At 50.2% G+C, this 14,845-nt stretch carries 8 protein-coding genes; 2 read left to right on the top strand and 6 right to left on the bottom strand.

The window, feature by feature from the left end; all coding sequences use genetic code 11:
* Nucleotides 1–37 precede the first annotated feature (37 nt).
* The 5 genes from SH580_RS19280 to SH580_RS19260 form a co-directional block, all read right to left on the bottom strand.
* Nucleotides 38–862 carry a hypothetical protein gene (locus SH580_RS19280; protein ID WP_319832443.1) on the bottom strand — a complete coding sequence of 275 codons (825 nt, stop codon included), beginning with the start codon at nt 860–862 and terminating at the stop codon, nt 38–40.
* Nucleotides 834–3,536, bottom strand: coding sequence for a hypothetical protein (locus SH580_RS19275; protein ID WP_319832442.1), 2,703 nt, complete (start codon nt 3,534–3,536; stop codon nt 834–836). The genes SH580_RS19280 and SH580_RS19275 overlap by 29 nt, the downstream gene beginning before the upstream one ends.
* A gap of 119 nt (nt 3,537–3,655) precedes the next feature.
* Nucleotides 3,656–4,423, bottom strand: a complete 768-nt coding sequence (locus SH580_RS19270) for a hypothetical protein (protein WP_319832441.1) — start codon at nt 4,421–4,423, stop codon at nt 3,656–3,658.
* Nucleotides 4,413–7,754, bottom strand: coding sequence for a hypothetical protein (locus SH580_RS19265; protein ID WP_319832440.1), 3,342 nt, complete (start codon nt 7,752–7,754; stop codon nt 4,413–4,415). The genes SH580_RS19270 and SH580_RS19265 overlap by 11 nt, the downstream gene beginning before the upstream one ends.
* Before the next feature lie 214 nt (nt 7,755–7,968).
* Entirely contained in the window at nt 7,969–9,126 is a 1,158-nt protein-coding gene (locus SH580_RS19260; RefSeq protein WP_319832439.1) for an SGNH/GDSL hydrolase family protein, read from the bottom strand.
* 302 nt (nt 9,127–9,428) lie between these two features.
* Here SH580_RS19260 and SH580_RS19255 point away from each other — a divergent pair, with 302 nt between their 5' ends.
* Complete coding sequence (locus SH580_RS19255) at nt 9,429–10,703, top strand: SGNH/GDSL hydrolase family protein (protein WP_319832438.1); 1,275 nt, start codon at nt 9,429–9,431, stop codon at nt 10,701–10,703.
* A 55-nt stretch (nt 10,704–10,758) separates the two neighbouring features.
* Here SH580_RS19255 and SH580_RS19250 read toward each other — a convergent pair whose 3' ends face one another.
* Nucleotides 10,759–13,833, bottom strand: coding sequence for a GH116 family glycosyl-hydrolase (locus SH580_RS19250; protein ID WP_319832437.1), 3,075 nt, complete (start codon nt 13,831–13,833; stop codon nt 10,759–10,761).
* A gap of 90 nt (nt 13,834–13,923) precedes the next feature.
* On the opposite strand from SH580_RS19250, the gene SH580_RS19245 reads away from it, so the two are divergent.
* On the top strand, nt 13,924–14,832 hold the full coding sequence (locus tag SH580_RS19245) for a helix-turn-helix domain-containing protein (protein ID WP_319832436.1): 909 nt from the start codon (nt 13,924–13,926) through the stop codon (nt 14,830–14,832).
* Nucleotides 14,833–14,845 lie beyond the last annotated feature (13 nt).

The following is a 14,845-nucleotide window of genomic DNA, read 5'->3' as shown; positions in this document are numbered from 1 at the left end:
CGAATAGAAATAGTGAATTACAATACAATCTCATAGACTAAATTTCGTTTTTATCGAGCCAGCGAAAAGAAACGACTTTAAAGCGCCTCCCTAGCCGAAAGTTAACCGGGTTAGTTTCAAGTTCTGATAGACTGGTGTGGGGCGGCTGCGAATCATCCACAAAATCTGGTAAACGTTGGACGATGGCCTCACACCAGACCTGCGAAATCACCTGCCCCGTCACAGGATGGTTGACCGTGCCCGTACTGCGAATCTTAAAGGTATCAGAACGTGCAGTAATATATGGACCCATCGGTTGTAAGATATCGCCTTGAGTAATGCGCCCAGGACCGCCATCGATGAGGCTATTAAATCCATGCGCCAGATCCACTGCCGTCAAGGGCTCGTTCTTTTTCCGAAGCGGGGAACTAAGACTCACGGCAGCGAGAGGGTTTAACTCAGCGGCGTCGATCGCCGCCTCCAATGCACCTTTAATTCCGATTCCATGACTATCATCAATCGCTGGCACTGGCAGTCGGTTCACAAAGTGCTCCAAACTCAAGAATGGCCCACGCAACTTCACCTGCTCTACAATTTTCTCAACCAAAGCATCGATCTCATCTAAAGTCAGTGTACGATAGCCTTGCCACGCATTGGCCGACAAGGGCTCCTTGGGGTCTCCGCCGAAGGTGGAATCGATCGCCTGCTCAGGAGTACGAGCAAATACGGCTTCATTCGTATTGCTTTGCCCTTGATAATTCACTTCCAATGTCCCGGCGAGGAAGGCCTTCCACGCTTCTTCCGAAGTTGAATTAACATTGAAGCCTCCTGCCATCCCCATGTGTTGGGCGAAATCAGTCGAGGCCCCCCGCAGAGCTTCCACACTTGGTACGCCCCCTTTCGACGAGGGCTTGATAGCGATTGTTCAGCAACTTCTCCGAACTCAAATCAAATGCACCACTCTGGGGCATCGAAGAGAAATAAAAGCGATCCCACAACGCGGCATTAAGTAACCAAGAGGCATCACGTGGAAAGAGCACACTGTCGCCTTGGTAGACGCGATCGCGCTCTACATAACGTGAGGAAAACGAATTACCAATCGCGTATTCAGCATTAAAGGCAAGTGTTGGAAAATCATCATAGCCCAGGCCACTCGTAGTTAAATTATAGACTTCGTTATAATAATAACGCGCATGGCTATAATCCATATTATAAACCTTCGAAGCTGGCTCAGTTGGGATGTAGCCACTCGCATTAAAATGCTGCAATTGACCGAGCGAATTCACCGGCATCTCAGACGAGGGCGTATAGAACCAGCGATTCAAAAAGTAAGGGTTTTGCCCATCATATGGAGCGTAGAGCATCCCCCAACCAGCCCGTTGTATACTCGCACTACTGTCATCAACATACAAAAGCTCTTCAGCTCCAAACTTCTTAGAACGCGTAACGCCAGCAGTGATCGAAGGAAAACGTTGCCCCCCGACAAATTGCCCCGTCCCCAGAGGGCTATATGGATCGGAATTCGGATTTCGGTAGGGAGCCCGGATGGTGACCTCACGTATGTGATTACCAATGAAGTTCTGCGCCTTACTCACGTCCGTCATCATCCAGCGCGATCCACCGCCCCATGCGACTTGTCCATCCGCTGTAGTCGCATCAATATAGTCCGAAAAACGATTTCCTCCGTAAAAACTTCCATCCATATTGCCACTTCCAATCGATCCGGAAAATTGCAGCACATCGCGGTAATTCATCGGATTCCCGGACCAGGTGAGCACGACTCCGTCAGAGCCTCCAGGACTCCCGGCCTCTAAATAAGCTCCATCTGTTTCCAAACGGCTATACGGTCCACCTGGCAACTGACAACGCAACGAAACCAATTCATCATAATCATTCGTCAGCTCATGCGTGACTAATGCTGGTTGGTGACTATGACTCGAAAAACCTGATGAGCTAATTGTATAAAATGGGTAGGAAGCATTCGCCGAGGTATCAGCTCCAATGCGATCCAAGGTATATATCCTAGCCTCGCCCGCAGGAATCGTCCCCGATGCAATATGGAAGCGCTGGTGATTAAACAGCTCCGTCCACAGGCCAAATACCTCACCAGTAAACGAGACCGGTAGTTCGCCTCCCCGCATGTAGAAGGTGATATGCATATCGCTGACATCTAGATCCACCGTATATGGATTGGCCAATAGAAACATTATTCGGAAATGGGCAAACACCTCCATTTCGTCATCGTCCGTATGGGGTAACAAATCCGCTCCTGCACCTGTCATCACTCGACTAATTCCTGTGAACACACGAGCCTGCAAAAGTATTGGATAAATCCCCGCCTGATCCTCTCTTTGCGGACGTATGGGCACAGTGTTGGCCACCACTTCATCCTTCAACCTATAAAAGGAACGTAACTGCTCCCAAGTCGGACCGAAGGGAAGATTCATCAATGTCCATGGCTGAAAATTCGCCGCATCAAGTTTGGGGTTCGCATCAAAATACCAATCCGGAGTCGTCACCCCCATTTGAGCGATAGGCGTGGTGCCTTCGTCGTCCTGCTGCAAAACCACGTCGGCGTCGAGGTATAGATCAGGCAGCTCGTCGAGAAAGTCATCCTCATTAAGTTCAAACAAATACGTTAAATCGCGTCTCAGTCCACCGTTACGAACATCTACCAACAAGCCCTTGGACCACAGCGTCAGATCGTGAAAGTGAGCTTGGGCTTCCGCTTCAGTGAGCGCGGGCAGGGAAACACGAAACTGATCAGTAGAAGAAAGCTTCCCCAAAACATCCACACCGAGGTTCGCATAGCTATCAAAGCCCGACATCAATTCAATCGCATTACGCTGCGCCGAGAGATGCCGTGCCACTGCGCTGGACTCGCCATCCGTCTCATATTGATCCACACAATCAAGGCGGGCTTTCACACCTTCATCCCCGACCCACCACGCATAGGCCCCCGAACCATTAACCGAGACCGCTGGAGCCAGCACCATAGCGCCCACATCATCTACACCCACGCTACCGCTGGCCACTAGCACTAAAGCCTCCTGCCCCTCCACTGTCACCGGATCACTTGCTTCCAGGCCAGCATTCACACCCACCAGCTCCGCATCCGGTTCATAAGCAATATTTGAATCCTGATACAAATGAGTCGCCTCTGTAGTGGATTCATTACCACTCACTAACCATTGGCTCAAACCACCTTCCATATTCCAAACGCCCGTCCAATGACTCTGTTTGACCGCGACCGGCTCCGTGCGTCCTTTGTGCGGCTGGGCTTCAGTCAAAATATCAGCTGTAGCCGACACACGACGATCGGGTCCAAGCGCCTGCTGCAACTCTCCCAGAGCCACATGCAAGCCGAGCAATGCATTACTCTCCGCTTCAAGCCGCTGTGCCTGAGTCGTACTTAATTCCACCTCGACTCGAACCAGAGTTATAAAACTCAGCATGAGCAAAACGACAAAAGACATGAATGCCATGGCAATCACGAGTGTCATGGCACGACACTCTTCTCGAGCAGTTGAGAGGGGTGAAATGTGAATGGGGTTCATGTAAAGTCTCAACAGATAAAATGCCCCAGTGGGTGATCGGAACATTAAACCATCGCAATAGATTCAACGATGAATAACATCGAAGTCAACCAGAGGCCTATCAATCTGAACAGGCAGCATCAATCAGGACGACGTGGCGCCCTTTCCATCCATTGAGCCACTACGAACTCGGGACGCGGATTCCCCTGTGCATCCATCATCAACATTTCACCGCGTGCCCGCAAGGCCTCGACACTATACGAAACTAACATAGTGACGCGCCTGCCCGGCATGATTATAATCGGTCCTTGGTAAAATGTTTCTAAGTCGTAGCCATTTTCTGAGGAAATCAAACGACCAGCCACCCCAAACACACGCCCCTTTTCATCGGCATCAACCTGCTGAAAGACTGTTTTGCCTGATTTAGCCAGCACTCGTTGGTCACCAAACATTGCTGCAACATCATAGGGACTATAATTAATCAAACGAATCGTATTCTCCTGATATGCAGGATCATTATCATCAAAGCCAATCAGCTTGAATTGAGGCACAGCATCGATGGCAGGCATCGGCACCACTGCCAAAGTCAGCAATTTAGAAGCACTTGGAACATCCAGACTGCCCGATCTTTGATACATGGGCAGCCCGGTTTCGGCATCTATGTATTTGGTATACAAATACAACGAATCGCCGTCGATAGGGATCTTGGTCGGATTTGATGGCGAAAAAGCACGAAGTGCCAACTCCCGATACTCGCCATTCGTTTCGAAAAACAAACCCTCAATGCTGCTTTCAACTCCAAACGCACGCACCCAGATGGGCCTCTCTTTCGCACACACAGAGATCGAAAGGATCATGCACAGCAGCAAACAAAGCCGCGACAAAACATAGGAGAATTTAAATTTCATTTTTATCAAGCCACCTAAATGAGACTAATCGAAAGCGGCGACCGAAGCGCAGATTTATATCATTCAAATGTATAGTCGCCTCAGAGTCGAGCACGGTATCTGGGCTTTGAGTCGCATCCACAAACTCAGGCACACGTTGCACCACGGCCTCACACCAGACTTGAGCCGCTGGCTGACCAGTCACCGGATCTTTAGCGATACCGGAACAACGTATTTTAAAAGTATCGGAACGCACACTAATATAGGGTCCAAGTGGCTGAAGTAAATCGGCCTGACTGATCGTCCCGGGGCCTCCCTCAATGGAATTGGCAAAGCCATGTTCTGCATCCACGACATCGGAATTCACCTTCATCGTATTGAAATAAGATATTTGCCCCGTGCTGCTTTCAGGAACGGGTGGCTCGTTGAGCTCGGCCACTTGGATCGCTGCCTCTAAAGCCCCTCGAATACCGACTCCCTCCTCATCGTCTGTTGCGGCCACTGGTAAGCGGTTGACGAAATGTTGTAGCGACAAAAAGGGGCCACGCAGCTTCACTTGATCCACGATCGCCGTAGCTAGGCGATCTATATCATCGCTATCTAAGCTTCGGTAGCCCTTCCATGCATTGGCTTCGAGAAGCTTCTCTGGGGATCCGTCTGAAGGTGGATTAGCAGCCTGTTGCGGCGTCCGTGCAAACACGGCTTGATTCACATTCGCTTGCCCTTGATAGTCGACATCCAAGGTGCCCGCTAGGAATGCCTTCCAAGCATCCACTGAGGTCGAGTTGACATTAAAACTTCCCTCCGCCGCCATATTCTCGGCAAATGCTGTCGGTGAGGCACGCAATGCATCTGCAGACACCGTAGTCTCAGTGATGGGCTGGTAGCGGTTATTGAGTAACTTCTGCGTCGCGATATCAAAATTGCCCGTCTGCGGCATCGTCGAAAAATAGAAACGATCCCAAAGCGCAGCATTCAGCAGCCAAGAGGCATCGTGGCGCAAGCCGATCTTTCTGTTATCATTATATACGCGCTCACGAGGAATGTGCCGGGAGGCCACCGCATTACCAATCGGCAAATCATGATCCAACTGTTTCGTGTCCAAAGCATTAGAATCAGTGTATTGCCGTGCATTATAATTTCCATACACCCCGAATTCGATCGCGTTGGCTCCCCAGCTATAGGCAAGTCCCCCATTTTCCGGGGCGGGCAGATAGCCCGCAGCATTGAAATGCTGCAATTGGCCCAATGAATTGATTGGCTCGTCTTGCGTCGGTAAATAGTAAAAGCGATTCTCGTAAAGCGGATCCACCCCCGCAAAACTTTCATTTAACATGCCCCAGGCAATTTCCTTAAAATTCAAGAAAGTGATTTCATAATTCCCATCCCCGAATCGAGAGAGATTCGTCGAAGAACTTTGATAAATCGGCAAATGCGTTCTCAAATCGCCCCCCGTATTGCTAACCGCAAAGCGGGGGCGATAAGGAGCACGCCAATTCACTTCGCGCACGTAGTTGCTCGAAGTAAAACCATGATTATAAATGTAACTGGTATTGGAGACATCCAATAAGATATAATGATATCCCCCTCCCCAGAGTATATCCCCATCCAGCTCCAGTGGATTTTCCCCCAAGCCAGCAGAGTGATCGTAGCGACCCGTCGTGCTACCACCGAGTGAGTTACAGAACTGGAGGACAGTTTTTTGATCCGAAGGATTACTCCCCCAAGTCACTACGGTTAAATTAGTGTTTTGATGCCCCCACAGATAGACACCATCAGTCTCTGCACGAGTGTAAGGACCACCAGGTAATGTTTTACGCAAGGAAACTGCGGTATCAAAGTCATTGTCTAGTTCGTAGGTTCCTTCATCCTGATGCAACCAAACCGGATAATTGATATCTGATAAATCCGCCTCACCACTACTGGCCGAAGCTGTCGGTGGGCGGAGAGTAAACACCAAAGCCTTACCAGCTGGTATAACTTGATTGGAGATGCGCAGTTGCAGTTTATTATAGATATCTTGATTGCTCCCAAATGACTCAAGTATCGGAGAATTCTCATCTGGATCACCGGATACAGGTTCCCCCGCCTTGAAGCCGCTGCTACGCGGAAAAATTGATACAAACATTTCACCGACATTTAAATCAACTGAATAGGGATTAGCCAAAACGGCCATAATGCGTGTATGCAAATACACTTCCATTTCATCATCATCGGTATCAACGGCATTGTCAGCTCCATTGCTCACCAAACGGCGGCTAATCCCTCCGAATAGACGCGCTTGCACCAGCGTAGGGTATATCCCATGTTCGGTGGCGATTTGTGGACGAACGGGAGCCCCATTGCCCGTCATATCATCTTTGATCCTGTAAAACGATCGCAGCTGCTCCCAACTCGGAGCGCCCACACCCCAAGCTTGAAAATGTTGCGAATCAAGAAGTGGATAGGTATCAAAAAAGCCATCTGGTGTGATACTGCCAGTCTGGGCAATCGGCGTCGCCCCTTCAGCGTCCTCGCTCAATAGGTACCCCGAATCTGCGTACAAGCTATCTAAGGCCACATCAAAATCGGCATCCGAGAGCTCAAAGAGGTAAGTTAGGTCACGCTTCAAGCCACCGATTCGTGCGTCTGTTAGTAAACCAGCCGAGTGAACCGCGAGATCATGAAAATGTCCGTGAAGATCAGCATCCGTCATCGCAGGTACCAACAACCCCACCTCAGAATAGCTATGCAGCTTATCCAAGTCCAGAGCTGCGGTGCCAGACACTGGAAACTCAGCCCATCCATCGAGCAACTCAATCGCGTTACGCTGCGATGAAAGAAATCGGGCCGAGTCAAGGCTCTCGCTATCCGCCTCATAGCGATCGATCAAGTTTAGACTCGCCTTCTGCCCCTCATCCGCAATCCACCAGGCATAGGCACTCACATCATCCACATCAACTCGGGGGGCCACTACGATTGAATCCACATCGTCTATGCCGACGCTCCCGGATGCAACCATGACAACACCGGGCTCCCCTTTTACAGTCACCAGATCATTCGGCGACTGATTCGCCAATAAACCGTCGACCGCATCCGCAGGTGAATAATCAGGGCTCGCATCCGCTACGGGAGAAACAGCCTCAAGGGTCCCCTCATTACCGCTGACTAGCCAATTGCGCAAGCCGCCTGCGGCATTCCACACGCCAGCCCACTTCGTCTGTTTCATCGCCACTGCATCGCGATCTCGATGTGGCTGCCTCACAGTCAGAATATCTGACAAGGCCGACACACGCTGATCAGGGCCCATGGCCCGCTGCAGCTCTCCCAAACTGATCTGAAGCGCAAGTAATGCATTCTGTTCTGCCAACATATTGGTCTTATGTATGCCAGAACTTTTACTCTCTACAGTCACAACTGTCATTAAAGAGAGACAGAGTAACAAAATGAATGACATCAACAGCAGTGAAATAATGACCGCGCTCCCCGCACACCGAGCTTTCATACAAGCATAATTGCTAGCATAATTAAGCTGATACTTGGTAGATGTCCCCCACTCCTTCATGTAATTATAACAGCAGTATTGGTTAAGAAGCCTCGCAATGCTTTTGATATAAATTCGAGGTCCCGTTTATGATAAATGCAACAATCCTTAAACGATTTGCAACTGAGTTATCGTCGGGCTGCGCAGAAACCCGAATCGTCAGCGTGTGATGTCCATTTTCAAGCCCAGTCCCACGAAGCGGATCATGAAACAAATTGCCGTATAGCATACCACGCGTCCCCCCATGTGGCGTCCAACTCGTTCGACGTTGAAACGCAGCTCCATCGATCGAATATTCCAAAACACCTGCATCGCAGGCAGAAATCCATGCAACCCCCACTGCATTACCAGTAAACGTTATCGTAAGCGTGTGCCCAGCGGTCTCACAAAAGAGATGATTCGGCCATTGCTCGATGGCTTGCTCGACCACCGTCCAGTAATCATTGGCATACGTAGATGCGGGAATCATCTGTGCCCGCATAGGCAAATGATCGTTTAAGGCTGTCGGCATGACATAGGCCGCTGCAGAGCTACGCGACCAATCCAGTCGATCCAACCATGTGGTGATCGCCTGCGAATACACCGCATAGCCTTCATCCTTCGGATGCACATGGTCAGGCAGCAGAGTTTCCCAACTAATAGAATTTGCCTGTAAATAGCGCCAAAAAGCTTTACCAATATTCACCGAAGGAATACCATAATAATCTCCTAAGGATTCACTTAACTGCACCGCAGGTGGCAGCTCACCACTCGCATGAAACCGCTCTAGTCTTTTCATCGTAGTGTATACAAAGACGACCTCTGCATGCGGATTCGCAGTATAGATACGACGGATAATCCCCTCCATACTCGCCGAAACTTGATCGGGCTCACTCAGGGCACGGCTACTATCATTCACCGAAAACTCGACAAACACTAGATCAGGACTTGCCTTCAATAAGTCCTCACCGATTCGATACACTCCAAAGTCAGAACCGGTACCACCAATCGCGGCATTGACTGCCTCAAAACGAATCGCAGGAAATCGCTCACGAAACCATGCTGTCGTTTTCGCACGCCAGGAATACATTTCCGGGTCCGAGGCATCTGCCCCATACGTCAATGATCCACCGATGTAACCGATCGTAAAGCGCCGCCCACGACTAAGTTTACTTGCGGTCCGCACTAAACCACCTCGCTGCGTCCAATACGATTCACTCATAGCTCGACAGTATCCATGCACGGCATATAAACCGAACACAGCAAACAAATATTTCACTAGTATTCATGTAATGGGGTTAGAGAAGTTAGGGACAGTGACTCCTTCATTTATTCTACGTCGAATTATCCTGTCAATGATTTAGTGATAGTTAAGCCACCAGGTCGCCACTTATATAGACACCGTAAATTATATTCAAATGTTTCACGCCGCAACTGGCTTGTCCATGCTTTAACATTGACAGACTAATTCGACGCAGAATCTACGCATCCCCCACTGACATGCGGCAAAACAGGAGACAAGCCATGAAAACAAAATTGATTACAATCCCCCTCGCCTGCATCATCACAAGCCTATGGGCCCACAGGCCACAGCCCGTCTGGGAACTAGGGAAGCAAATGATCGCCCCAACACTCTCCACAGGTCAGATACATCCGGTCCAAGGCGTGATAGAGGTAGACGCGCAAAACACATTTGCAATTCCAGTGGAGTTGCTGGGGGATCAGGAAACTTACACGATAGAGTTCGATGTCAAACGACCTGCGAGCGCAATCAACGGTCATTCCATTACGCTTTGCTCCAACACTGATACCAACGCGCAACAAGGGCTCGCGTTGGTCTACCACCCCCCCAGCTACAACTGTGCGTGGATGTATATCAACGGAGAGAAAATGGCCATACTCCCCAAGCTTCTGGATGATCAATTTAATACCATCACATTACTGGTCAAAGACAGAGAATTACTGATCTTTAAGAATGGGCTACTGCTCGCCGCAACGGACGCCATTCGCCCGAGCGAGCGCCCCTTACGGTTCGGAGGTGGATACACGACCGGAAAATCGCCTCAAGCGTATCAGTTACGCAATATCAAGCTCTACCAAGATGCAGTTTTCCCGAAAGGCTATGATCGCAGCACCGAAATCATGCTCAGCACCAGTGGCGACCAATACACGATGTTTCGCGCCAAAATCAAAGATCCCTCTCTGCCTCGAATACTCGTGGTGGGAGACTCGATATCAATCGCCTACCGCGAATACATTAGCGATTACTTCAGGGACAAAGCCTACGTGGACTACTGGGTCGGAGGACGCTGGTATGAGCCCGTTGACCTCCAAGACAAGAACGCTAAGGTTAAGCGCGCCTATCGTGGGGTGCTCGCCAACGGCCCCTACGATGTAGTGTCTTGGAACCCCATGACCTTGCACATGTGGAACCCTGATAATCCACAGTCCTGCTCCGTTGAGAATTATCCCGAGAATTTGACGGAGATCGTGCATTTCCTCAAAGAGCTGGCTCCAAGCACTCAGTTCTTCTGGGTTCGTTGCACGCCCTACTCTACCGTGGATGCAAATAAGCAACGTACCATTGACTATAAGCGATCAACTCGACTCGACACCTTCAATCAACTCTCCGATACCATAATGCAAAATCAAGGCATCCCCACCATCGACCTCTGGGCCGTCTGTGAAGATCACCCACAGCTCAGTAGTGGCGACGGAGTTCACTGGCCCAAGGCGTCACAACTCTTTGCCGAAACCATCGCGAAAGCCATTGAGCCCTCGCTCCCGATAAAGAAGTGATCATCACACGAACCAGTAACTCAAGCTGCACTTAACAATCGCGCGAAACACCACTTCAATAGATAGTCAGCTTGAGCTCACCTCCCGCACTCAGGCTCACAGTATCTGAAAATTCAATTACGAGCTCAGCACCTGACTTCCGCACAGAAACCTTGCCAGTGAACCCCTCGACTTGAAGCTTAGGTGTCATCGGTTCGCTAGCAGCGCAGGGCCATGTCAGCCCCAGCGTGCGACAGGATAAGTTTCCCCAGACTAGCTTAATTGAAGCAAGCAAACGATCGGCTTCTAGCACCTGGGTAAAAGTGCCCCAACCTTCTGCCGCGGTAAAGGCTGCCTTGAAATTCTCGGGATGAATTCGTGGCGCAAAGGCAATCGAACCTGCTGGATTATTATGCGTAAAACCACATGCGGCGATAAATGAGCCATAACTAGCCATAGAGCGTGCGTAGTGATCGGAGCACTCAATCTCGTTATAAGGATTACGTTTATGGCCACTATATCGATCATGAATGGCTTTGGTAATCGCAAGCCCCTCGCCGACCATCCCCTCCCAAATCATATGACTGGCCACTTCATGCTCAAACCCACTCATACATTCGTTGAAATAACCCACCGTAGCGTCTTTCCCTTCGGCCACTTTGTAACTATTTCCATATGGATGTGTCGCCATCAACAATCCACCGTCGCCGGCAACCGCATACCAACGCCCACGCGGATTCATCTCACGATAGGGACCCACATCAGGCACAAAGTTATACTGCCAAAGCGAGCGCAGCGCCTGCTTTACCTTATCACGGCTCATGACACCTTGTAGTCCAACTTGCCATGCCCAGCTCTCACCAAATACCTGATCAATATGGCAACCATCGTATACGCCCACCTCCCCGGGATGCTGATGATCAGGCAACTGCACATAATAGCCATACTCATTGTTCCAGCACTTCGCGTCCAACTGGGCCGCAACCAAGTCAAGAATCGCTCGGCACTCGATGGCAAATGCCTCATCCTCCACGATGTGAGCCATCGCCTCACAGGCACGTAAAGCGGCATGATACAGGCCACAAAACCACGGCACCACACCATACCAGTCGGCATCCAGTGTATTATGCATGGGTCCTTTAAGTATGCCATCGCGGTGCTCGTCTCGCTCCATAATATACCGCATAGCTCGTTTCACATTAGGCCAAACACGTATCAAAAAAGCTGCATCCTTGGACATTTGATGCTCTCGATAGACCCCGAGGATGCGCCCGGCCTGCCCGTCGATAACAAAATACTCATCCCCATGGTCTCGCTCATTGCGAAATTCGCTGCGATTAAGCAGCACTCCATTCGCCAGCAACGACAGATCGAAATCAATATGCTCACGGTGATTGCGTTCTATTTCTGGGAAAAGACGCGCAGGTGCCTGAGCGTAGTGCCATACGTGGGCGCATGTTCCCGCGCAGCAACCGACGCCCTCCCAAGCCCAGAAACGGTCATCATCAAACAAATGACAAGTCGTCGTCGCGAGCACTGAGGTGTTGGCAAAGGTACGATTGAGAAACCAGTGTGGCAGAGTCGAATGATACCAGGTATCACGCCACAACATGGTCTCCTTAGACAGTCGCTTAAAGTGATCTCCTACATAGCGAGCAACCTCGCGGGCATCGGAAAATCGGCTCGCGTAGTGCCGCAAACCACCTTCTAAAATATTACGAATATTAGGAAAAAACCACGACACCACAAAATCGACACCTTGTTCCTCATCAGCTTGCAGTACCAGCCGACGTCCCAAAGAACCGATCAAACGATCATCCGCGTGTCCCTGCTGGTCCTCTGCTATAAAATCAGCAGGAGCTCCTAAAAGTGCCAACCCCATGTCACCGTAGTCCGGACGATTATCGATGCGCTCGGACGGCACAATCTCATCGCTAAACCAAATGCGCCCCAAACCAATCCAGCCCCACCCTAAGGCCGAATCATCCACGACCTCCAAAATCGCCTCTCGCCCCATGTAAGCCGAAACATCCATCGAACGAGGCAGCAAACGATTGTTGTCCACCCCCGTAATCGTGCTGACCACCTCGTTATCGATCACGACATTGACAGCAATCTCCCCGGGGTAATTCCCCCCCGAAATCCATGTATTCACGAATGCACGCTCAATACGAAATGCACGGCTAGTCAGTTTCCCCTTGGCCAAATCGTGCTCATGCATCGTACTCCCCGGTGACGTCGCCGAAGTATTCAATACCCGATCACTGTCTCCCCCCATATCGCCATGGTGAATCGGTGCTTGATCTTTGTATATCGGGCCCTGACCGAAGGCCTCCCCCTCGACGGACCAACCACATTCCTCATAAGTCTCGCCCGACCAATCGCTGAATAAAATATCCGGCCGCCCAGTGGACATCGGTGGCTGACGAACTTCACCGGTACAGTGTAAATACGTCATACCCTCCTCCACAGCCGTTCTCAGATCACGTTGGAGCAGCCCTTCCGCAGAGTCATGCATCACGGCATTTTCCAGAAATCCATGCACGGAGACTTCCACCGCAACATCACTGTGATTACGAACCGAATACTGCAGAATCGTAGCCGGCAAACTAGAATCAGCGACATTGAGCGGGATAAAGGGCGAGTACGCCTTTAATGTAACCGCAACTGGGCAATTCGGATCACTGAATTCAACTGTGCCGATGGGGTACTGTCCGCAGAACTCGACATGACTGAAGCCCGTTTGGGGATCTGAATCAAGCGTGCGGTGGTGGATCCCTTCCGAGGTCTTAATTGTGATTTCAAAACGTTGCTCAAATTCACGATAGTCCTTCGCTTGCGGTGGGCACACATACGCAGAACCATTCGTAGGCATCAGCTTTTTGTCCATCCAGGTAGCTCCCTCGGGGACGATTCCAATTTTGGATTTATTAAAAATATCCCACAGCCACAGCCGACCATCTCCACTTAAATATACAGTGCCACAGCACAGCCCGCCTACCGGCATACCAATATTCTGGAGCGCATCTCCCGTATAACTTTCAGCATGCCCTCGCTCCATAAGCTTCGCAATTTGCTCCGGCGAGAGCCCCTTGTCCTGTGGAACAAGAGAGAGATATTCAAGGGATAATTCATTCGTTTCAGGCATCATCGTAGACATCCCAAAACAGTAGCATTATTATCGCCATCAGACAATGTCTGCGCATATCAAATAAATACTCAAAACTATCCTCATTTGATTATGCATCACCGCCCTCTCAAGCCCACGATTAGTCGCTGGATCCAGTTCGAATCAAACTCGCGTGTTTTCTGCATCCCCATCAACCATGCGGCCGGTCGCCCTTTACGGGAGCTCGGAGTCGTCAACGCTGGCGAAGATCAACTACAAGGTCATTTTCGAGCTGGCACCCCCTGCTCGGTGACTCACCTCGTATGGTATGTCACTCAAGGAAGCGTCCACTGTGAGGACGGTCAGAGCTCGCGCCTTGCGCAGGCTGGTGATGTCATACTCTGCCCCGCACAACTCCCACATTATATCGAAACAGCTTCTAAACAAGCAGCGGGCTTATGGTTCCACCTCAGTGATATTTCACAATGGAAACACCTACACAATACCAAGGCCACGATACGTCCCGCAAACGATATGAATACTCTCAAGCGATTGATGGAGGGCTTTGAGACGGAATCCCTAAGCTCCACACCACTCTCTGAATCGATGAGTCTACACTACGCTGAGCTCATTTCCCTCACTCTACGCCGTGAGCTTTTACTCAACAGCGAGCCCGCTTACGGCGCGATACACCAACGGCTCAATGCATTATGGAAGGATGTCGAATTTAAACCTGAATATGAATGGACCACTGAATGCCTAGCAGAACGAGTGAATGTGAGTAGCAGCTACCTCTATAAATTAATCGCAACACACTTTGGATGCTCTCCGATGAAAATGGTATTACGGCTTCGAATGAAACGCGCAGAGGCACTGCTGTTACATACAGATTTAGCCATAGATGCCATCGCTTCCGAAGTGGGCTACCAGACTGCCTATGCCTTTTCCAACGCTTATTTAAAACACACAAATCAGCGTCCGGGTGCCTTCCGTAGCAAAGCACGTAAAAAACTCCTGCAAGCGAAAAATAACGACTCTTAGACACATTCGATAA

This window comes from Coraliomargarita algicola (assembly GCF_033878955.1).
GTDB lineage: Bacteria > Verrucomicrobiota > Verrucomicrobiia > Opitutales > Coraliomargaritaceae > Thalassobacterium > Thalassobacterium algicola.
This window is presented reverse-complemented; position numbering and strand designations above follow the sequence as displayed.